The sequence below is a fragment of the Natrinema ejinorense genome (assembly GCF_002494345.1).
Taxonomy (GTDB): domain Archaea; phylum Halobacteriota; class Halobacteria; order Halobacteriales; family Natrialbaceae; genus Natrinema; species Natrinema longum.
The window spans coordinates 1,449,040-1,468,128 of sequence record NZ_NXNI01000001.1 but is presented as its reverse complement, the minus strand read 5'-3'; the positions used below and the strand labels follow the sequence as shown (position 1 = coordinate 1,468,128).

Sequence of the window (19,089 nt, the reverse complement as noted above, 5' to 3'; positions counted from 1 at the left end):
TTCCCGCCAGTCACTGTCCACCCCGAGGGCGTCGCTCACCCCTCGTCACCCCTCACCGCGGCCCAAGCCGTGTCACGGCGGATCGGCGGGTCAGGGCGGAACGACTGAGCATATGTAAGCACCCTTAAGAGCCACGGGAGACAGGATTCGCGTATGCAACCGCGCGACCTGTCCGATCACGTCGCATACGAGGCGGGTCGAGGCATCGAGGAGGTCGCCCGCGAACTCGGGCGCGATCCCTCGGAGTTCATCAAACTCGCCTCGAACGAGAACCCCCACGGCCCGTCGCCGGCCGCCGCCGTGGCGATCCGCGAGACCGCCTCGAGCGTCAATTCCTACCCGAAAGCCGCCCACGCCGACCTGACGACCGCCGTCGCCGCCCGCTGGGGCGTGACCGACGAGCACGTCTGGCTGGCAAACGGCGGCGACGGGGCGATCGATTACCTCCACCGGGCGACCCTCGAGCCGGGGGACGACGTGCTCGTTCCCTCGCCCGGCTTCGCCTACTACGGGATGAGTTCCCGGTTCCACCACGGTGATGTCCGGGAGTACGCCCTCGAGCGCGAGGACGACTTCACACAGGACGCCGACGCGGTCCTCGAGCGCTACGACGGCGAGCGGGTGATCTGGATCACCAGCCCGCACAACCCAACCGGCTCGACGATGCCCCTCGAGGAGATCGAGCGCCTCGCCGACGCAACCGACGACGAGACGCTGATCGCCGTCGACGAGGCCTACGGCGAGTTCGCCGATCGCGACAGCGCCGTCGCGCTGATCGAGGGCCTGGACGGCTTCGAGGCCCGCGACGACGTCACGGTCCTCCGGACGTTCTCGAAGGTCTACGGGCTCGCCGGCGTTCGACTCGGCTACGCCGTCGTCCCCGAGGAGTGGGCCGACGCCTACGCTCGCGTGAACACGCCGTTCGCGGCGAGCGAACTCGCCTGCCGGGCCGGTCTCGCCGCTATCGACGACGAGGAACACGTCGTGCGAACCGTCGAGACGACCCGCGAGGCACGCGCGTACATGCACGAACACATCGACGCTCACGTCTGGGAGAGCGAGGGCAACTTCGTCCTCGTCGACGTCGGCGACGCCTCGGCCGTCGCGAACGAAATGCAAGAGCGCGGCGTCATCGTCCGGGACTGCTCGAGTTTCGGCCTGCCGGGTTGTATCCGCATCACCTGCGGGACCGAGGACGAAACCGAACGCGCGGTCGAAACGCTCAACGCCGTCCTCGAGGACCTCGATCTCGAGACGCAGCCGCCGGGCAATTCGACGGCGGAGGTCGCGGATTCATGAGGGTCGCGGTCACCGGCACCCCGGGCACGGGGAAGACGACCGCGACGGCGCGACTCGAGTCCCGGTCGGCGGACCACGATGGGACAGACGACGGGTCGACGCCCGACCTCGAGGTGATCCACCTCAACCGGGTGCTCGAGGAAGCGGAACTCTACACCGAGGTCGACGCGGAACGGGAGAGCAAGGTCGCCGACCTCGAGGCCCTCGAGGAGTGGCTCGCGGACCGCGATGACGTCGTGATCGAATCGCACCTCGCCCATCACTTCGACGCAGACCGGGTCGTCGTGTTGCGGTGTCACCCGGAGACGCTCGAGGAGCGACTGCTCGAGCGTGGCGAAACCGAGGCGAAGGCCCGCGAGAACGCCGAGAGCGAGGCACTCGACGTGATTCTCTCCGAAGCCGTCGAGGAACATGACCTCGAGTCGGTCTACGAGATCGATACCACCGATCGCGATCCGGACGCCGTCGCGAGCGAACTCGAGGCGGTGACGGCGGGCGAGCGCGAACCGAGTGCCGGCGACGTCGACTTCGTGGAGTACCTCGTATGACACTCGATCGATTTCGCCCCTACGTGTCGCGGTTCCTCGACCCGTTCGTCGAGGGCTTCGACCGGCTCGGACTGACGCCAAACGGCGTGAGCGTGATTGCCTTCGGCATGGCGATCCTGGCCGCGGTCGCCTTCGCGCTCGGCGGGCTCGAGGACCCCATCTGGTACGTCGCGGCGGCCGTGCTGGTCTTCCTGAACGGCTGGCTCGACATCGTCGACGGCGCGCTCGCACGCGAGCAGGAGGTCGCCTCGGCCGGCGGGGACCTGCTCGATCACGTCCTCGATCGGTACGCGGACATCGTCGTCATCGCCGGGCTGGCTGCGGGCCTCGAGGACTACCTGCTGGGATTTGCCGCGGTGACCGGCGTCGTCATGACCTCGTATCTGGGGACGCAAGCGCAGGCGGTCGGTCTCGACCGGGTCTACGGCGGACTCGTCGGTCGCGCCGACCGGCTGGCGATCATCGGTATCGCCGGCTTCCTCGCCTATCCGCTGGCGGGGACGACGCTGGGCGGATTGACGCTCGTCGGCTGGCTGCTCGTCTTCCTCGCGGTCGTCGGCCACCTGACCGCGCTCCAGCGCTTTTACTACTCCTGGGTCGCCCTCGAATACTAACCGCGTCCGGCCGCTGAAACCGATTTCTACGGGCTGAAACCGCGCCGCATCCTTTATCCCTTACCGCGATATAGGACCCCACATGGTTCAGTGCGAGATGTGTGGGGCCGAGACGTCGTCCCCGAACACCATCAAAGTCGAGGGCGCGAAGCTAGACGTGTGTTCGAACTGCACGGACTTCGGCACTGAAGTCAAAGATACCTCGAGTTCCAGCGGGTCGACGAAGTACTCGACCAGTTCGAGTTCGTCCTCGAGTGGGGGCGGTCAGTCGACTGCCTCGAGTGGAAGTACCTCGAGTTCGGGTGGCTCGAGCCAGCGCCGCTCGGACATGTTCGACGACATGGACGAACTCGCGACGGATTACGACGATCGGGTCCGGAAGGCCCGCGAGAGCAAGAGCCTGAGTCAGTCGGATCTCGCCAACGAACTCAACGAGAAAGCGAGCCTGATCCGCAAGATCGAACGCGGGGACACGCTTCCGAGCGATCGCGTCCAGTCCAAACTCGAGAACTTCCTCGAGATCGAACTGAGCGCCGAGGGAAGCTCCGGTGACGATTCGGAATGGTCGGGTGGTTCCTCGACCGGGAGCTACACGCTGGGTGACGTCGTCAAGCGGAAGGACTGAGACGGGCTGCTGTCACTGGGGCCCGACGCATCCCCACAGCGGGTCGCGGCTGGGCCGGTACCGACCGCCAGGAGTCCGTCTGGCACGTTGCCCACGCGGTCTCTCCGCGTCGCCGACTCGCAAACTATTTCTTTCGGGCGGGTGCGGTTGGCCCTATGTTCGTCCTCGTCAACCTGAAGACGTATCCATGCGATCCGATCGCAGTCGCGGAAGCCGTTCGCGACGTCGACGAAACGACCGACGCCCGGCTGGCCGTCGCACCGCAGGCGGCTCAGCTAGAGCGAGTCGCCGAGACTGGCGCGGAGACGTGGGCCCAACACGTCGACTCGATCGAACACGGGAGCAACACCGGCCACACGCTCGCCGAGAGCGTCGCCGACGCCGGCGCGGTCGGCACACTGATCAATCACTCCGAGCGCCGGCTGAAACTGGCCGACATCGACGGTGCCGTTCGGGCGGCCCAGCGGGCCGACCTCGAGACGGTCGTCTGTGCGAACAACCCGTCCCAGATCGGCGCGGCCGCGGCGCTGGGCCCCGATGCGGTCGCCGTCGAGCCGCCGGCACTCATCGGGACCGGGACGCCGGTCAGCCAGGCCGATCCCGACATCGTCGAAGACGCGGTCGACGCGGCCGCCGCCGTCGACGCCGACGTATCCGTTCTCTGCGGGGCGGGTATCAGTACGGGCGACGACGTCGTCGCCGCGGGCGATCTCGGGGCCGAAGGCGTCTTGCTCGCCAGCGGCGTCGCGAAAGCCGACGATCCGAAAGCAGCGCTCGAGGACCTCGTCGACCCGCTCTGAGGACGACCTCGCCGCCGAAGCGACACATTCGAACGGACGGGTCGCTCCGGAGGCCCAGCGAGCGGGGCGGGTGCCGACCGACTTTTCTTGACACCCGCCGAACGGAGACGTATGACCGACGACGGATCCGGTGCCGAGGGGGACGGCGAGCGCGGGGACGACGCGTCCGCGGGGGAGCGACCCGTGGCCGTCACGCTGGAGAACCGACTGATGAGCCACGGCATCTACGTGACGTCGGTGACGTGGATGGACGGGACCGAGCCACCCGGCGAAGACGGGGCCGGGATCGAACTCGAGTACGAAGTCGTCTCCGAGGCAGCCGTCGTCACGGACGACGAGGTCGGTGCCGTCCTGCGGACCCTCCTGACGATCGGCGACGAACGGGAGTGGACACCGGGACGCCTCGAGGTAACGTCACTGACGACCGATGGGGACGTTCGTGGCTGGTGGTACGTCGAACGCGAGTGGGTCGACGGACTCGGCGAGGAGCTTTCCGAACTCGAGTTCTCCCAGCGCGTACTGTCTACCATCAAGAATTACCGAGATTAACTGTCCGGGCGTTACAGACGCTCGAGAGATAGATTAATGACGACGCACACGTCTGTGTATCGTAGACAATGAGATGACCGGAGAACAGCTGTACGTTTCCCACGCCCCCGGCGATCTCGAGCTCGTCCAGGACCTGTTCTCGACGGTCAAGAACTTCCCCTTCGGCGTGCACATCGCGCTCGAGGAGGTCGAATCCGGACGGTCCCGAAAGCGACTCGAGGGGCGACTCGCCAACAGCAATATCGTCGTCGCGGTGTTGACCGCGGACGCGGCCGAGAACCGGTGGATCAACCAGGAGATGGGGTATGCGGTGGCCAAGGGAATCCCCGTCCTCCCGGTGTACGACGAGTCAGTCAGTCGTCGCGGATTCGTCAGCGACGTCGAAGGCATCACGATCGATCGAAACAACCTTTCGTTTACGATCTTCAATCTGCTCTGTCGACTGCGAAGCGAACTCGCGCCGCTGGGGGCGCTGTCCGTTCCCAACTGGTATATCAGGTTCCCCTGTACGATCCCCGATTGTGGCCACCCGGTCACGCTCGAACTCGAGAAGGGGCAGACGAAACTCTGGAAACTCCACAAACACGGGAAACTCCTGACGACGTCGTGTGAGGACTGTGGATCGACTTATTACTTCAATCCGGCCACGGTCGGGTTCGTGAGCCGTGACGACGGAGTCTCCCCTCAGTCCTCTTCACGGAGCCGTTCGTAGGCATCGGTAACGAGCGTGAACGCGGACTGGCTGCCGCTTTGCCGGTCCGGATGGGCGCGTTTGACCTGTCGGTGAAACGCCTCGCGGATCGCCTCATCGCTCGCGTCGGCGTCCACACCGAGCACTTCGCGGGCTCTCGTCGTTCGCATGGCCACGTCGGCGACGATCCCTCGCTCCTCGGCATCGGCCGTGCAGTCGGAACAGAGCCGTTCGGTCCGTCCGTCGATCGTCGTGACGCGGAATCGTTCCTCGGCGACCCGCTCGTGGCACTGCCGACAGCGATCGTGATCCGTGTCGGGGACGCTGGTGGACGTGTGGGAGGCCGTCCGCGAGCCGGTTGCGCCACCGCCGTCCGGATCGCTCCCGTCGTCGTCACCGTCGGGATCCGGTGCCTGGGCGAGACACGACGGACAGCAGGTCAGCGCGGTCCCATCGTCGAGGACCACGTCCTCGAGTTCGGTCGCGAGGTACCTACCGGTACAGCCGTCGCAAGTGGCTCGTCGCTGGTCGAACGCGGTCCCCGTCCGAACGGCCGCTCTCGCGTGGGGTTCACAGTCAGGGCAACAGACGACTTCGTCGCCGTTCGGCATCGTCACTGTCGTCGATTCCTCGGGGGAAACCGTTCGGCCACAGCCCTCACAATCGGCCCGGCGGTTGCCGACCACAGCCATCACTCGAGCGGTTCGGGCCGACCGTATATTAGTTCTGTTGCTGACAGTCTCGATCGGTGCCGACGTCCCGCCCGATCGACCCCCGCTCCGAACGACGGCTGCCGTAGGATCGTCTTACTGAAGGGGGTCGAATGGGGTCGTGGGACCACCGATTCTGAACGGAGCCGATAACGAAGTGACCACCCCTCGTCCGTGCGACCGTGCGAGGCACTCCTCGCACGACGCGTTGTCCGTTGGACGGTACTCGGCGACTAGCCGTCGTCGAGTCCCTCCTCACAGGTCGTGACGGCGGGCGAGTAGCAGCCGCCGACCCACGGAGCGAAACCGGGGAATCAATGGGATCGCAGAACTGAGTGCCGCGTATGGACACGGCAGTTCAGACGGAGGCTCGTACCGCCACGGCCGATCGCGAACGCATCGCAACCGCCGTGGTAGACGTCGTTCTCATCGCCGGGCTGGTCTTGCTCGGGCGCATCGAACACGGCGTCAATCCGATCGCCGAACCGGTCGCGTCACTCGAGACGGTCGCACCGTTCGTGATCGGCTGGGCCGCTATCGCAGCGCTCGCCGGTATTTACACCCGCGACCGTCCCGTGGGGAAAGAGGGCCTCCGACTGACGACCCTGAGCTGGATCGCAGCAGCGAACGTCGGGCTCATGCTTCGGGCCTCCGCGCTCTTCGATGGGGGGGCGACGTGGCCGTTCCCGCTCGTGATCACCGGCTTCGGACTGATCGTCCTGCTCGGATGGAGGGCCGCGTACATGCTGTACCGATCGGTGACGAACTAAATCGAGAGCGCCCGTCTCGAGGCGACGAACGTGAACCGGATCGAACCTGTTCGAGAACTCCGGTTTCCTATGCGGAAGGGAGTAAATGGGGTCTCCGTATCGAACGTCGAGCGATGAGAACGGTGACGGCCGAGACGCACAGATCGGGAGACAACACATAATAATTCGGACCTGCTCCGGCCGGGCCATAAGTTACGAGAATACCACACAGGGATTTTCAATTAGAGACACATCCACCACGAGCCAATTATGGGAAACGCTTATATGGGAATTCCTCCTACTATAGAACAGATTATGACTGGATATTACGACATTGTTCTCGGCCTCATCCCAGTCGCACTGCTCGGTATCACCGCAGCTCTCACCGTCGTCGGGATCTCGTTGACTGCGGCGGTACCGATCGGTTCGCTGGTTGCGATGGGGATCATCGGGCACGCAATGTTCGTCAATACGCCAGCAAACACCGCCGACGAAACCCGCTCGGCGCGGCCGCCGATCAACGCCGACTGATTCGATCTCTCTCCGTCGCCCTCTCCCAGTATTCCCGGTTTCGGTTCCTTTTCCCGTCTCCGATTCGTGGTGTTTGGTATGACTGACACGCTGTTTCTGACCAGCGCGGAGGTTGCCGACCTCGCAACGCCGGCTGAGTACGTCGACGCCGTCCGTGAAGGATATCGCCAGCGCGGCGAGGGGGCACCGGCAAAGCCGCGATCGAAGTTCCTGCGTGGAGATCCCGAGGGCATGTTCACTGCCTACGCTGCCCTCCTTCCCGAGACGGGCGCGATGGGCGGCTATATGTACAGCGCGGGCTTCGGTGCCGTCGACGGCTGGTTCATGACCCCACTCTTCGACGCCGAGAGCGGTGCCCCGCTCGCCCTCCTCGATGGCGCGAGCATGAACCCGTTCAAGACCGGAGCCGCCGGTGCCGTCGGCGTCGACGAACTCGCCCGCGAGGACGCCGACACCCTCGCGATCATCGGTAGCGGCGCACAGGCGCGGGGGCAACTCCACGCCACCGCCACGGTCCGCGACTTCACCGAGGTACGGGTCTACTCGCCGACCCCCGAGAACCGCGAGTCGTTCGCTGCCGACTTCGACGACGCCCTCACGGCCGACGTCCACGCGGTCGACTCGAGTACGGCCGCCGTCTCCGACGCGGACGTCGTAATCACGGCGACACAGGCCAGCGAACCGGTCGTCGACGGCGACGACCTAGCACCGGGGACCCACGTCACCGCGATGGGCCAGTACTCGCCGGACGCGCGGGAGCTGGACGCGAACACGATCGCGAACGCGACCTACGTCCCGGACCTCCGCGAACGGGCGACGATGGACGCCGGTTCGTTCATCCAGGCGCTGGAGGAGGGCGTGATCACCGAGGACCACGTGCACGCGGAACTGGGCGAGGTCGTCGCCGGGACCGAGCCGGGCCGGACGAGCGACGACGAGATCACCGTCTTCGACAGCGGCGGGACGGGCATCGAAACGGTCGCCGCGGCGTACCTGCTCTACGAGCGCGCCAGCGAACAGGGGCTCGGACAGACGATCGAGTTCGCACCGGCGAGCGAGGCGCTGACGGGGAACGATCAGTAGCCACTGAAACGATTTCCACACTCATCGCAACGTCGTCGTGCGATGAGGTGTGCAGTGACTTTCAGCGGCTACTATCGACGCTCGAGAGGACGGACGGCGCGTTCATCACGTCTATACGTCAGCTATTCTGCGAGATGTTCTCACCCCGGCTATATATCGCTGGCACGGGTACTCATTGGCATGGCCCACGCCCCAGAAATGCCGGAAAAGTACGTCTGTACGGCCTGTCAGACGATGCACGCCGGTACGGTCTCCAAACGAACCGATAGCGGTCACCAGTACGAGGCACCCGCGGAGTGTGGCTGCTGTGGCGAAACCGAACTGATCCCGGAAAAAAGCTGGCCGCATTTTCAGCCGTAACTGCGCTCGGCCGTTCTCGATTCGACCGGACGAACGGCGTTCGCGGCCGATAGAACGCTCAGCGAGCGATAGCTCGCTTCGAGACGAGTCTCCATCTTCGACGGAGCCGAAACCCGATTTCGACGGCTCGGACTCGTGCCCGCTACTCGCCCGCGGGTCGAATCTTGAACCCGTAGCGGGTGACGCCTTCCTGCGTGTAGATCCGGCGGATCGTCGTCTCGATCCGGTCGCCGACCGAGAAATCGGCGGGATCCGCGTCGGTCCCCATCGCGGGGGCGCTGACGGTCTCGTCGCCGCTCTCGGTTTCGAGCGCGACGATCGCAGCCGCGTAGTCGCCGGACTTGGCCTGCTGTTCGGCGAACTCCGGCGGCGCGCCGCCCTGCGATATGGTCGTCACGGCCTCGATCGTGCCCTTGCCCGCGAGTTCGACGGGGTCGTACTCGGCGAGCGCGCCGCAGTCGCCACAGGCCCCTTCCGGCGGGAACGAGAGGGCACCACACTCCGAACAGCGACCGGCCGCGAGCCGGTATCGCTGGGGAATCGAGCGCCGCCAGGAGGGGACGCTGACGTAAGCGCCGCCGCCCGAGGGCGGCCCGGTGGTCACGACGCCGCGCTGGCGCAGGTACTCGGCGTAGGAAAGCGGATCCGCGCCTTCGAGTGCGGTTTCCACCGGCACGTTCCCGTCCGCTTCGACGACCATGGCATCGGCACCCGCGCCGCTGCCGTGAGAGACCGCGAGGACGGAGTCGTACCCGTCCTCGAGCGCGCTCGCGAGCGACAGCGGAACGCTCGCAGCGCCCAGATCACCCAGTTCGTGGACCGTCGCGGCGGCCCGAATCTCGTCGGTGCCGACGCCGGCCGCGCCCGCCGTGCGGTAGGGGAGCTTCCCGTCGGGGGCCTGGATCGCGGCCGCTTCGGGTTCGGGTTCGACCTCGAGACCGGCGACGGCCCCGCCGATCGTCTCGGTGAACGCCTGCCGGTCGTACTGGGTGACGCCAAGGCCCTGCGTCTCGTCCTCGCCGGTCTTGCGGAACCGGGTTCCCGGATACGGCGCGGAATACTCGGCGCGGTCGACGATTTCGGCCGGGCCCTCGTGCTCGAGGACGAACGCCGCGGCACCCGCGCCGGCAGCGTGGTCCATCCCGTCGTCGGGGTCGCCCTTCGGCGCGTCGGCCGCCACGACGAGCGCGGTGGTCGAGTCGGCCTCGAGCGCGTCCAGGCCGGCCCAGAGCGCGCGGGTTCCGGCGCGCGTGCTGCCGGTGAACACGTGCCGAGTGGCCGACTCCGAGAGGGCGAGCATCGCGCCCAGCCGGGCGGTGGGGTCCTCCTCGGCTTCCGGCGGTCGCGAGGACGCAAACGCCAGCCAGTTGATTTCGCTGGGATCGGTGTCGGCCGACTCGAGGGCTCGCGCCGCGGCCTCGTAGCCCATCGTCAGGGCGTCTTCGTCGGCCGAGGGAACTGCCTTCTCGTTCACGCCGGCGGCGTGGAACTGTCCCCAGGCCTCCTCGAACGCCTCGCTACTGATGCGGAATCGGGGCGCGTACGCGCCGACGCCGGCGATCGCGCTCATGCTTCCACCTCCGATTCCTTCTCGAAGATGTGGATCACGGACGCACCGCCGCTGCCGCCGACGTTGTGCGTGAGCCCGCGTGCGGGACGCTCGACCTGTCGCTCACCGGCTTTCCCGGAGAGCTGTTTGAACGCTTCGACGACCTGCCCCGCACCTGTCGCGCCGATGGGGTGGCCCTTGGACTTGAGCCCGCCGGAGGTGTTGACCGGGAGTTCGCCGCCGAGTTCGGTCGCGCCGGACTCGATCAGTTGCCCGGCCTCGCCCGTCTCACAGAAGCCAAGGTCCTCGTAGGCCAGCAGTTCCGCGATGGCGAAGCAGTCGTGGACCTCCGCGAAGTCGAGGTCGTCGGGTTCGACGCCGGCCATCTCGTAGGCCGATTCGGCGGCGCGCTGGCTCGCCGGGATGCCGGTGTAGGTGTCGCGCTGGAAGAGGCCGACGGTGTCGCTGCCCGCGCCGACGCCGGCGACTCTGATGGGGTCATCGGTGTAGTCGTCCACCACGTCCTCGCTGACGATCAGCGCGCAGGCCGCCCCGTCCGAGGTCGGACAGCAGTGATAGAGGTTGAGAGGATCGGCGACGACCGGCGCGGACTGGGCGTCCTCGAGCGAACACTCGAAGCCCAGTTGCGCGTGGGGGTTCTTCGCGCCGTTCGCGTGGTTCTTGACGGCGACCCGCGAGAGCTGTTCGCGCGTGGTGCCGTACTGCTCCATGTGGACGCTGGCCATCTGGGCGTAGACCCCGGAGAACGTCGTCCCGGAGAGTCGCTCCCACTCGGTTTCCCCGGAGACGCCGAGCCAGTACTTCGTCGCGTCCGAACTCATGTCGGACATGATCTCGAAGCCGCCCGCGAGGACGACGTCGGCCATCCCCGACTTGACCGCCTGGACGGCCTGTCTGACGGCGTATCCGCTGGCCGCACAGGCGTTTTCGACCCGCGTCGTCGGCACGCCATCGAGGCCGACGTGTTCGGTCACCGCGGGCCCGGACAGGCCGAGCTGGCGGCCGCCGACGCCGAGATTGCCGACGAACGCTTCGTCGACGTCCGCGGCTTCGAGTCCCTTCGGAACGCTCGCCGTCGCTGCGTCGAACGCCGTGCGGAACAGCGACCGGTAGCTTTCCGACGGGAATGCCCCGTAATCCGATTGTCCCGCGCCGACGAGGTAGGCGTCTCGCATACTCGCCCTTCTGATGGCCGCTGTGAAATAAGTGTACACTTGATCACGATCGTTCGTGCACAACGGGTCGCGACGGGCCCGGCTCGCTGGCGACTCGCTGGCCGTCTCGGAGAGGGGTACCGGGGCGGTGCGATTCCGCTACTGCTCCGTCGAATCACGTCCGGACGTCGACTCGAACAGGGCTCTGATCAGCGTCGCCTCGGCCGCTCGCAGTCGCTGGGAAACGGCCGACTTCGAGATCGACAACTCGGACGCGAGCGTCTCGAGGTCGGTCCGTCGTGGCCGCTCGTAGTAGCCCAGATCGTCGGCTAACTCGAGGGCTTCCCACTGTTTTGGCGTCATTTCGTCGACGTCGATACTGATCGCTGCTGGGTACTCGTTGGAGTTCGACGATCGATCGGCCACGGCCTCCGCGTCGACGACGTCGTCGACGCAGTCGATCAACTGCTGGATCGAATCCCCGTCGGTGACGGTGACCGTCACTCGGAGCTGCTCGCGCTCGGTGTCGGTCATCGGCCTCTCCCGGGAGGTCTCCCGTGCCACAGGAACGACCGGTCGGTTCCGGATCCGACGGCCGGTCCCGCGATGATTCGTTCCAGCCGGTCGGACCGAGTACTGGACGTTCGTGTCGACCGGGGTGGCGCTCTCATAAGTCTCGTTTCCCGTGATTGGTCTCCGTTTCGTCTTCCCGTTTTCCCTCGGTACGTGCGGCCGACGGTGCTGAATCGAACCGTGCTCGACAGTGGAGCCCTGCCCGCGACCGATCACGCATCGGGGTCACGCTGGATTCGGCTCGCCGTCTGTAGTACTCACGGCGAGAGCATCCCGACGAGGCACGCGGGTCGGCGCGTGATCGACGATCGGAACCGGGCCGGGACGGGGAACTCCGCCTCGGTGGCTGCAGCCGTCATCCTGACAACAGCTACTCGACGTGTGTCCCTATTGAATTACGAGGCGGGTTTCTCCGCCATGGGAATCGTTCTGGAGGTGTTCAGCCGAGTTATCTCCCGCTGGGAACACCGGCAAATATGTTCACAAAACGTATATAACTCGGTTCGGATACGTCCTGCTCCCCACCGAGAGTACGACGACACCGGCGTTCGTTCCATACTTCGGCTAGATGCGAGGACTGAACGCAGGAGCGACTCCCGCGGCGACCGCGGACGTGATCGGTCGCCCCGCTTCGATAGGATTCAGGAATACTGAAACGCGACGCGGGATTCAAGCGTCTCGTCCACGTATCTCCGGTATGTCACGCGCGGACGAACTCGTGTCCGTCCTCGAGCGGACCGACTCGCTGGCAATCGTCTGCCACGACAATCCCGACCCGGACTGTCTTGCCAGCGCACTCGCCCTCGAGGCGATCGCGCTCGACCACGACGTCGACGACGTAACGATCGCCTACGGCGGCGAGATCTCTCATCAGCAAAACCGCGCGTTCGTCAACTTGCTCGATATCAGCTTGCAGACCCTTTCGGAGACCACGATCGGAGCGTACGATAGCGTGAGTTTCGTCGATCACTCCAGATCGGGCGCGAACACGGAAGTGCCGGCGAGCGTCACGCCCGACATCGTCGTCGATCACCACCCCGGCGAATCGGTAGACGCCACCTTCGAGGACGTTCGTGAGGAGTACGGCGCGACCGCGACCATCTTCATCGAGTACCTCCAGGAACTCGAGGTCGACCTCACGACGCGGCTGGCCTCCGCACTGCTCTTTGCGCTCCACCGGGAGCGTCTGGACTTCGTTCGCGAGCCCACGCGACGGGAGTACGAGGCCGCACTCGCCGTCTACCCCGACGTGGAACTGGAGATCTTAGAGCAACTGTACGGCAGCGCCTTTTCGCCGGGGACGCTGGACGCGATCGGACGGGCCATCGCCAGCCGGGAACGCCGGGGCTCGTCGCTCGTCGCGAACGTCGGGAAGACCGGTGAGACGGATGCGCTCCCCCAGGCTGCGGACTATCTCCTCAACCTCGAGGGCGTCGACACGGTGTTGGTCTACGGCATCGTCGACGACGTGATCCGGCTCAGTGGGCGCTCGATCGATCCACGGGTCAACATCGGCGAGACGCTGGAAGCGGGCTTCGACGAACTGGGTGCGGTCGGCGGTCACCACGACATGGCCGGCGGCCGGATCGAACTCGGACTCTTCGCCGACAACGACGACGACGCCGACGAACTGCTCGCGTTCGTCGGCGGGCGACTCACCCGTCGGTTCTTCGACGCGTTGAACCTCGACGACTGAGACGGGCTCCTGTCGGTCGGTGCCGGCACGCCCACACAGCGGGTCGCGGGTGCGTCGGGACCCAGTAACGGCAGGCCCTACGAGGGGACCCTCGAGCGACCGGTCGGCGTCGCGACCCGCTACTCGATGTCGATCGAGCGTCCCTCCTCGCTCGCCTCTCGTTTCGGGAGGTGGATCGTCAGAATCCCGTTGTTGACGCTTGCCGTTACGCCGTCGACGTCGATCGGAGCGGGCAGTCGAAGCTGCCGACTGAACGATTGTGTCTTTCGCTCACGCCGGATGTAGTTCTCGTCACCGTTCTCCTGGCGGTGCTCACGCTCGCCCGAGATGGCCAGCGTGTCGCCGGTAAGCCGTAATTCGAGGTCGTCGCTCTCGTATCCCGGCACGTCGATGGTGACGACGAACTCGTCTTCCTCGTCGGCGAGGTCCAGACTCGTCTCCGAGCCGCCCATCGAGAGATCGAGTTGGCTCCGGTTGTCGACCTGGGTTTCCCACGATCGGGCCGCCGTTTCGATCTGGCGGTTCAATCGCTCGAGTAGCTCGTCGATTCCGTCGAAGGGACGGGGTCGGTCAGACATGCTATCACCTCTCAGGACTACGTGGCCGACGGCGAAAAAGGCAACTCCACGGTAGACTGACGATCCGATACACTAATCCGTTTGCGCGTAAATTTCCGGCAGAACTGCACGAAAGGCTGGTCGTTTTTACCTTCCCGGTCGTACCACTGGACGTGACGGACGCACTATTCGTAGTCAGCGAGGAAGGGTACTGGGGAGAAGAATGCGTCGAGCCACTCGATACGCTCACCGCAGCCGGCGTCGAGATCACGGTCGCGACGCCGTCGGGGAGCCCACCGGTAATCGACGAGCGATCGCTCGACCCCGAACAGGTCGACGAAGAGACCGTCGAACACGTCCGGGAGGTCCACGAGAACGACGAGCGGCTGAACGATCCGATCCCGGTCGCACAGGCCGACGCCGAGGGGTACGACGCCGTCGTCTTCCCCGGCGGTCACGGGACCGCATGGGACATCAATCAGGACAAACACGCGCGGGAGTTGCTCCGCGATATCGTCGAGGGCGACGGCAAGGCGCTCGTCGTCTGCCACGCCGTCGGCATGCTCGGGTTCGCCCGCGACAGCCACGGGGCGTTCATCGTCAACGGTCGTGACGTGACCGGCTTCCCCAACGAGTGGGAAGAGGGCATCGTCGACGAGGCCGACCGGATGCCCGACGGTCGCAAGCTGCCCTACTGGACCGAAGACGAAGTGAAAGCCGCCGGCGGGAACTGGGACGCCGAACTCGATTCCGCGACCAGCGTCACCGTCGACGGCGACCTGATTACCGCCCGCGGTCCCGGCTCCTCGAGCGCGGCGGCCGATCAACTCCTCGAGGAACTCGACATCGAACTGCAGGCCTGAACGCGGACCCGGCTCGAGTCGATCCGAACTGATCGGCTCGCGAGCGGCGTCGACCCAGCGGCCCGGCGTGGCTCGAGGCGCACAGCCGAGGGGGCCGGACCGAGCCAGTTATCAGCGCCGGTTCCCGAACACGTGCGTGGACTCAGCTCGATCGAATCCATCCGAACCGGCCGGGTCGTTGCAGAGTCGCGGCTACCGCATCACCGTCGACGACGGCCGCGAATCGTTTTTCGCGCTCAGTATCGAGGACGCGTCCAGCGAGGACGCGTGGCTCATGTCCGACACCGTCGTCGCACTCGATGGAATGCGATAACGACAGGAGCCGTCGAACCGATCCGCGTTCCCTCGTCGCCATGCGGCCAGTGCCAGGATCGCCGGCCGCTGGTTCCGCGGGGCTGGTCACGGACGGTCACCCGAGACGGCGGTGACCAGTGCTCGGTGAGTTATACGTCTGGCGCCCTCAGCGGTAAGTACAGGTCGAGTACCGAACGTCATCGACTAGCTTTGATTTATATTCTGACAGCCTCTCGGTGTTTGTATGAAGGTGCCTTCGCCCTCCCTCAGAGAGCATCTCAAATTCGTAGCAACGGTCCTCGTGACGATCGCCGTCGTTCAATACACAGGCGTTTTCTCCGGGAATCCCGGAGCAATCGACCCGACCTATCTCGTCAGACTCGGCCTCCTTCTTCCAATCACTGCATACCTGTTGACAGCCATCCTAGCAAACGTCGAGTGGTTACCGCAATGGAACAGGATGGTCCGAAACAAAGATTGAGCAGTAGTTCCACGGGAATGACTGTCCGAATACTAGGATTCCAACGGAGCCAACGTCGCGAAATGCGAGCGAGGGCGACGCGCTAAGCGCTCGACCGGAACACAGCCGTGAGACGGATCCGGTCGATATCGGCCGAGGGGGGGTCGGAGTGGCCCACGCTCCCGTCGTGGCGCGAATCAGTCCCTTTTTACGCGGCGGCGGGGAATCATCGACTATGAGCTTCGAGGAAGACGACAAAGTCGTCCTGCACGACGAGCACAGCGAGTTCGACGGCCAGATCGGAACCGTCTCCCAGACGATGGAGTCGATGTTCGGCGACGTCACCTACACCATCAGCTTCGAGGACGGCCAGGAGGCCGGCGTCCCCGAGGACGCCCTCGAGGCAGCCGACGACGCCGATGTCGACGCCGACGCAGACGAGGAGTAACCACCACTCGCGGGTCGTCTCTCGCGCCCCGCACCCGTCACTACCGCGACACACCCAGCCACTTTCGAACCGCAGATGCCACAGATCCCGCTTCACTACGTCGATTTACGGACGTTCTGCTACGCCACCGAGGACGAAAAACGCGTCGAGGAGGCGCTGCGAACCTTCCTCCCCGACGGCGACGACGAGCCCTTCGAAATCGAGCGCGCCGAGAGCGAGGGTCACTACGGCGACCGCATCCTCGTTCTCTCGGCTCGCGTCGAGAACGCCGACGACGTCCGCTACGTCCTCTCGCGGTTGGCCGACCTCGAGTCCTTCGACGACCTGATCGACGAACTCGACGAGCGGGTCACCGAAAACACCGAACTCTTCCTGCGACTCGACAAGCAAGCCGCCTTTCAGGACGATGTCCGCCTCGGCGACGGCATCACCTTCCGCGGGAAGGTCGAGGCCTACCCCGCGAAGAAGGAACGGGCCGTCGAGAACGCCAAAGACGTCCTCGAGCGACTGCGCGAGCAGGGGTAGGCTCTCCTCGCACTCGGTATCTCAGCGATCGGAGCTACTGACCGTCACTGCACACCCGACCCAGGACGGCAGTGCGATCAGTGTGTGACCCGTTTCAATGGGTGCTGTCGCGGGTGTGTTGCCCGACCGAACACGATCATCCGGCGACGAAGGGCTTTTGACTGACCAGTCAGTAAGTACGCGTAGATACCAGTTGAATGACCGACGAGACGACCGACGATCTGATGGAGGCAACGTATCGAGCACTCTGTAAGCACGGGTACGCGGAGCTGACGATGCAGGATATCGCCGCGGAATCGACCAAGACCAAGGGCACGCTTCACTACCACTTCGAGGGCAAACAGGACCTCCTCGAGTCGTTTCTGGAGTATCTTCTCGATCAGTTCGAAGCGCGAACGGAAACCGTTCCCGGCGAGACGGCGGCCCAGCGGCTCCACGAGTACGTCGACGAACTGCTGACGCCGTCCGACGAGGAGTCTGCCGAGGAGTTCCGGACGGCGATTCTCGAGATCAAGGCCCAGTCGCCGTACAACGAGGCCTATCGAGCGCGATTGCGCAAGTTCGACCACGCGCTCCGAGACCGCATCGCGGGGTTCGTCGCGGACGGACTCGAGACGGAGGAGTTCCGCGCGGACGTCGACCCCGAGGAGACGGCCGACTTCCTCGTCACCATCTTCAACGGCGCGGAGACGCGGGCGGCCGCGGTCGATCGGTCACCCGAGTGTACGAAGCGCTACGTCCACGCGTACATCGACGACACCCTGCGGTCGGACGGCTCGAACGGTGGGGACGCGGGATCAGGTGATAGCAACGATCCGACGGTGGACGGCGACGAGACGGAGGCAGGCGAATGAGCCTGCTCGATCGCCTCGTCGGCTGGATCGAACGGGAAATCCTGGACCCACTCTCCGGACTGTTCAAGGGCCGCGAGGAGTTCGACCTCACGTCGGGCGGGATCGCGAAACCGTTGTTCTACCTGTCGCTGCCGATCATCGTAACGAACCTGTTGCAGACGGCGTACAACCTCATCGACACGTTCTGGCTGGGCCAGTACAGTACGGAAGCGCTGGCGGCGATCAGCTTCGCGTTCCCGATGGTCTTTCTGCTCATTTCGGTCGGGATGGGGCTCTCGGTCGCCGGGAGCGTGCTCGTCGCCCAGCACATCGGCGCGGACGAGGAATCCGAGGCCGAGTACGCGGCCTCCCAGACCGTCGCGCTGTCGCTGCTGGGCGCAGTGATCCTCGGTGGTATCGGCTACACGTACGTCGAGGAACTGCTCGGCCTTCTGGGGGCGTCCCAGGACGTCTTGCCGCTGGCGACCGACTACATGCAGGTCATCTCGCTTGGCATGCCCTTCATGTTCGGCTTCTTCGTCTTCATCGCGCTGATGCGGGGCTACGGCGACACGATCACGCCGATGCTGGTGATGTTTGGCTCGGTTTTGCTCAACGTCGTCCTCGACCCGTTCCTGATCTTCGGCTGGGGACCGTTCCCCAGACTCGGGATCGAAGGGGCGGCGATCGCGACGGTCTTCTCCCGTTCCCTCGCGCTCATCGTCGGACTGGCGATCATGTTCCGCGGGACGCGGGGCGTGCAGATCCGGCTCCGACAGATGCGTCCGGATCTCACCTTTGCCAGGAAACTCGTCGGAATCGGGTTTCCCGCGTCGATCGAGGGGATGGGAAGAGCCCTGTCGATCAACCTTCTCCTGGTGATCGTCGGGCTGTTCCCGACCTACGTCGTCGCCGCCTACGGAATCGGTACGCGCGTGTTCTCGGTCATCTTCCTGCCGGCCATCGCGGTCGCTCGCGGCGTCGAGACGATGACGGGACAGAACGTCGGTGCCGACAAACCGGATCGGGCAGAAGCCGCCGCCGACTTCGCCGCCCGAACCATGTTCGTCGTCCTCGGCGCGCTCGGCGTCGTGGCGTGGCTCGGCGCACGACCTATCACCGCCGTGTTTACCAACGACCAACAGGTCATCGAGGCCGGCGTCACGTTCCTCCAGTACGTCGCGCCCTCGTTCGGATTCATCGGCGTGATGCGGGCCTACAACGGGAGCTTCCGGGGAACCGGAAAGACGCTCACTGCGGCTGCCATCGTCCTGGTGACCTACGCACTCGTTCGGCTCCCGATCGCCTACGGGCTCGCACAGGCGATCGACTACCGCGGGATCTGGATCGCCTTCGCCGTCTCGAACGTCTTCGGTGCCGCCCTGGCCTACGGCTGGTACCGGCGAGGTACCTGGCGAGAAGCCGACGTCACCGACGGCTCGGCCGCTCCCGGCCTCGGCGACGACCTCGAGGTAGGAGAGGCCAGCACCGACGACTGACGCCGACGAGCGGGACGGTACTGTTCGGTACCCACACCAGTGAAGTACTCTTGAACCG

General features: G+C 65.4%; 24 protein-coding genes. 19 read left to right on the top strand and 5 right to left on the bottom strand.

Annotated elements, in window-relative coordinates; all coding sequences use genetic code 11:
• The first annotated feature begins 153 nt into the window (after positions 1-153).
• From hisC to CP557_RS07250, 7 genes are all read left to right on the top strand, one after another.
• Positions 154-1,299 carry a histidinol-phosphate transaminase gene (gene hisC, locus CP557_RS07280; protein ID WP_097379303.1) on the top strand — a complete coding sequence of 382 codons (1,146 nt, stop codon included), beginning with the start codon at positions 154-156 and terminating at the stop codon, positions 1,297-1,299.
• Positions 1,296-1,847, top strand: a complete 552-nt coding sequence (locus CP557_RS07275) for an adenylate kinase family protein (RefSeq protein ID WP_097379302.1) — start codon at positions 1,296-1,298, stop codon at positions 1,845-1,847. The genes hisC and CP557_RS07275 overlap by 4 nt, the downstream gene beginning before the upstream one ends.
• Positions 1,844-2,461, top strand: coding sequence for a CDP-alcohol phosphatidyltransferase family protein (locus tag CP557_RS07270; protein ID WP_097379301.1), 618 nt, complete (start codon positions 1,844-1,846; stop codon positions 2,459-2,461). Before CP557_RS07275 ends, CP557_RS07270 begins: the two co-directional genes overlap by 4 nt.
• A gap of 82 nt (positions 2,462-2,543) precedes the next feature.
• Positions 2,544-3,086 (top strand): multiprotein bridging factor aMBF1, encoded by a 543-nt coding sequence (locus CP557_RS07265; protein ID WP_097379300.1) that lies wholly within the window; start codon positions 2,544-2,546, stop codon positions 3,084-3,086.
• A gap of 155 nt (positions 3,087-3,241) precedes the next feature.
• Positions 3,242-3,886 (top strand): triose-phosphate isomerase, encoded by a 645-nt coding sequence (gene tpiA / locus CP557_RS07260; protein ID WP_097379299.1) that lies wholly within the window; start codon positions 3,242-3,244, stop codon positions 3,884-3,886.
• Between the two features lie 111 nt (positions 3,887-3,997).
• Positions 3,998-4,435, top strand: coding sequence for a hypothetical protein (locus CP557_RS07255; protein WP_097379298.1), 438 nt, complete (start codon positions 3,998-4,000; stop codon positions 4,433-4,435).
• 73 nt (positions 4,436-4,508) lie between these two features.
• Positions 4,509-5,147 (top strand): toll/interleukin-1 receptor domain-containing protein, encoded by a 639-nt coding sequence (locus CP557_RS07250; RefSeq protein WP_097379297.1) that lies wholly within the window; start codon positions 4,509-4,511, stop codon positions 5,145-5,147.
• Here the strand turns inward: CP557_RS07250 and CP557_RS07245 are convergent.
• On the bottom strand, positions 5,120-5,818 hold the full coding sequence (locus CP557_RS07245; protein ID WP_097379296.1) for a J domain-containing protein: 699 nt from the start codon (positions 5,816-5,818) through the stop codon (positions 5,120-5,122). The two genes, CP557_RS07250 and CP557_RS07245, sit on opposite strands and share 28 nt — an antisense overlap.
• A gap of 362 nt (positions 5,819-6,180) precedes the next feature.
• Here CP557_RS07245 and CP557_RS07240 point away from each other — a divergent pair, with 362 nt between their 5' ends.
• The 4 genes from CP557_RS07240 (at position 6,181) to CP557_RS07225 (ending at position 8,559) form a co-directional block, all read left to right on the top strand.
• Positions 6,181-6,606 (top strand): DUF3054 domain-containing protein, encoded by a 426-nt coding sequence (locus CP557_RS07240; protein WP_097379295.1) that lies wholly within the window; start codon positions 6,181-6,183, stop codon positions 6,604-6,606.
• Positions 6,607-6,900: 294 nt separating this feature from the next.
• On the top strand, positions 6,901-7,116 hold the full coding sequence (locus tag CP557_RS07235) for a hypothetical protein (protein WP_097379294.1): 216 nt from the start codon (positions 6,901-6,903) through the stop codon (positions 7,114-7,116).
• A 78-nt stretch (positions 7,117-7,194) separates the two neighbouring features.
• Positions 7,195-8,199, top strand: coding sequence for an ornithine cyclodeaminase family protein (locus CP557_RS07230; RefSeq protein ID WP_097379293.1), 1,005 nt, complete (start codon positions 7,195-7,197; stop codon positions 8,197-8,199).
• A 180-nt stretch (positions 8,200-8,379) separates the two neighbouring features.
• Positions 8,380-8,559 (top strand): hypothetical protein, encoded by a 180-nt coding sequence (locus CP557_RS07225; protein ID WP_097379292.1) that lies wholly within the window; start codon positions 8,380-8,382, stop codon positions 8,557-8,559.
• Between the two features lie 142 nt (positions 8,560-8,701).
• On the opposite strand, the gene CP557_RS07220 is transcribed toward CP557_RS07225, so the two are convergent.
• The 3 genes from CP557_RS07220 to CP557_RS07210 form a co-directional block, all read right to left on the bottom strand.
• Entirely contained in the window at positions 8,702-10,129 is a 1,428-nt protein-coding gene (locus CP557_RS07220; RefSeq protein WP_097379291.1) for a zinc ribbon domain-containing protein, read from the bottom strand.
• A complete protein-coding gene (locus CP557_RS07215; RefSeq protein ID WP_097379290.1) occupies positions 10,126-11,304 on the bottom strand; it encodes a thiolase domain-containing protein in 1,179 nt (392 codons plus the stop codon). Before CP557_RS07215 ends, CP557_RS07220 begins: the two co-directional genes overlap by 4 nt.
• 138 nt (positions 11,305-11,442) lie before the next feature.
• Positions 11,443-11,817, bottom strand: a complete 375-nt coding sequence (locus CP557_RS07210) for a helix-turn-helix domain-containing protein (RefSeq protein WP_097379289.1) — start codon at positions 11,815-11,817, stop codon at positions 11,443-11,445.
• Between the two features lie 736 nt (positions 11,818-12,553).
• Here CP557_RS07210 and CP557_RS07205 point away from each other — a divergent pair.
• Complete coding sequence (locus tag CP557_RS07205; RefSeq protein ID WP_097379288.1) at positions 12,554-13,552, top strand: DHH family phosphoesterase; 999 nt, start codon at positions 12,554-12,556, stop codon at positions 13,550-13,552.
• Between the two features lie 119 nt (positions 13,553-13,671).
• On the opposite strand, the gene CP557_RS07200 is transcribed toward CP557_RS07205, so the two are convergent.
• A complete protein-coding gene (locus tag CP557_RS07200) occupies positions 13,672-14,130 on the bottom strand; it encodes an Hsp20/alpha crystallin family protein (RefSeq protein WP_097379287.1) in 459 nt (152 codons plus the stop codon).
• Positions 14,131-14,282: 152 nt separating this feature from the next.
• Here CP557_RS07200 and CP557_RS07195 point away from each other — a divergent pair, with 152 nt between their 5' ends.
• The 7 genes from CP557_RS07195 (at position 14,283) to CP557_RS07170 (ending at position 19,031) form a co-directional block, all read left to right on the top strand.
• Positions 14,283-14,972, top strand: a complete 690-nt coding sequence (locus tag CP557_RS07195; RefSeq protein WP_097379286.1) for a type 1 glutamine amidotransferase domain-containing protein — start codon at positions 14,283-14,285, stop codon at positions 14,970-14,972.
• A gap of 136 nt (positions 14,973-15,108) precedes the next feature.
• On the top strand, positions 15,109-15,285 hold the full coding sequence (locus CP557_RS22485) for a hypothetical protein (RefSeq protein ID WP_169924351.1): 177 nt from the start codon (positions 15,109-15,111) through the stop codon (positions 15,283-15,285).
• Positions 15,286-15,510: 225 nt separating this feature from the next.
• Positions 15,511-15,747 carry a hypothetical protein gene (locus CP557_RS07190; RefSeq protein WP_097379285.1) on the top strand — a complete coding sequence of 79 codons (237 nt, stop codon included), beginning with the start codon at positions 15,511-15,513 and terminating at the stop codon, positions 15,745-15,747.
• A 214-nt stretch (positions 15,748-15,961) separates the two neighbouring features.
• A complete protein-coding gene (locus tag CP557_RS07185) occupies positions 15,962-16,174 on the top strand; it encodes a DUF1918 domain-containing protein (RefSeq protein WP_097379284.1) in 213 nt (70 codons plus the stop codon).
• A gap of 75 nt (positions 16,175-16,249) precedes the next feature.
• Positions 16,250-16,699: an RNA-binding protein gene (locus CP557_RS07180; protein ID WP_097379283.1), complete on the top strand. Its 450-nt coding sequence runs from the start codon at positions 16,250-16,252 to the stop codon at positions 16,697-16,699.
• 197 nt (positions 16,700-16,896) lie between these two features.
• Complete coding sequence (locus CP557_RS07175; protein WP_245852924.1) at positions 16,897-17,553, top strand: TetR/AcrR family transcriptional regulator; 657 nt, start codon at positions 16,897-16,899, stop codon at positions 17,551-17,553.
• Positions 17,550-19,031, top strand: a complete 1,482-nt coding sequence (locus CP557_RS07170) for an MATE family efflux transporter (protein WP_097379282.1) — start codon at positions 17,550-17,552, stop codon at positions 19,029-19,031. The genes CP557_RS07175 and CP557_RS07170 overlap by 4 nt, the downstream gene beginning before the upstream one ends.
• The last annotated feature ends 58 nt before the right edge of the window (positions 19,032-19,089 follow it).

Coding starts and splice junctions, on each gene's coding strand:
- CP557_RS07245 (WP_097379296.1), bottom strand. CDS start 5,818: ATGGCTGTGGTCGGCAACCGCCGGGCCGATTGTGAGGGCTGTGGCCGA.
- CP557_RS07255 (WP_097379298.1), top strand. CDS start 3,998: ATGACCGACGACGGATCCGGTGCCGAGGGGGACGGCGAGCGCGGGGAC.
- CP557_RS07220 (WP_097379291.1), bottom strand. CDS start 10,129: ATGAGCGCGATCGCCGGCGTCGGCGCGTACGCGCCCCGATTCCGCATC.
- CP557_RS07240 (WP_097379295.1), top strand. CDS start 6,181: ATGGACACGGCAGTTCAGACGGAGGCTCGTACCGCCACGGCCGATCGC.
- CP557_RS07275 (WP_097379302.1), top strand. CDS start 1,296: ATGAGGGTCGCGGTCACCGGCACCCCGGGCACGGGGAAGACGACCGCG.
- CP557_RS07205 (WP_097379288.1), top strand. CDS start 12,554: ATGTCACGCGCGGACGAACTCGTGTCCGTCCTCGAGCGGACCGACTCG.
- CP557_RS07235 (WP_097379294.1), top strand. CDS start 6,901: ATGACTGGATATTACGACATTGTTCTCGGCCTCATCCCAGTCGCACTG.
- hisC (WP_097379303.1), top strand. CDS start 154: ATGCAACCGCGCGACCTGTCCGATCACGTCGCATACGAGGCGGGTCGA.
- CP557_RS07185 (WP_097379284.1), top strand. CDS start 15,962: ATGAGCTTCGAGGAAGACGACAAAGTCGTCCTGCACGACGAGCACAGC.
- CP557_RS07190 (WP_097379285.1), top strand. CDS start 15,511: ATGAAGGTGCCTTCGCCCTCCCTCAGAGAGCATCTCAAATTCGTAGCA.
- CP557_RS07210 (WP_097379289.1), bottom strand. CDS start 11,817: ATGACCGACACCGAGCGCGAGCAGCTCCGAGTGACGGTCACCGTCACC.
- CP557_RS07175 (WP_245852924.1), top strand. CDS start 16,897: ATGACCGACGAGACGACCGACGATCTGATGGAGGCAACGTATCGAGCA.
- CP557_RS07180 (WP_097379283.1), top strand. CDS start 16,250: ATGCCACAGATCCCGCTTCACTACGTCGATTTACGGACGTTCTGCTAC.
- CP557_RS07230 (WP_097379293.1), top strand. CDS start 7,195: ATGACTGACACGCTGTTTCTGACCAGCGCGGAGGTTGCCGACCTCGCA.
- CP557_RS07250 (WP_097379297.1), top strand. CDS start 4,509: ATGACCGGAGAACAGCTGTACGTTTCCCACGCCCCCGGCGATCTCGAG.
- tpiA (WP_097379299.1), top strand. CDS start 3,242: ATGTTCGTCCTCGTCAACCTGAAGACGTATCCATGCGATCCGATCGCA.
- CP557_RS07225 (WP_097379292.1), top strand. CDS start 8,380: ATGGCCCACGCCCCAGAAATGCCGGAAAAGTACGTCTGTACGGCCTGT.
- CP557_RS07265 (WP_097379300.1), top strand. CDS start 2,544: ATGGTTCAGTGCGAGATGTGTGGGGCCGAGACGTCGTCCCCGAACACC.
- CP557_RS07170 (WP_097379282.1), top strand. CDS start 17,550: ATGAGCCTGCTCGATCGCCTCGTCGGCTGGATCGAACGGGAAATCCTG.
- CP557_RS07200 (WP_097379287.1), bottom strand. CDS start 14,130: ATGTCTGACCGACCCCGTCCCTTCGACGGAATCGACGAGCTACTCGAG.
- CP557_RS07270 (WP_097379301.1), top strand. CDS start 1,844: ATGACACTCGATCGATTTCGCCCCTACGTGTCGCGGTTCCTCGACCCG.
- CP557_RS07215 (WP_097379290.1), bottom strand. CDS start 11,304: ATGCGAGACGCCTACCTCGTCGGCGCGGGACAATCGGATTACGGGGCA.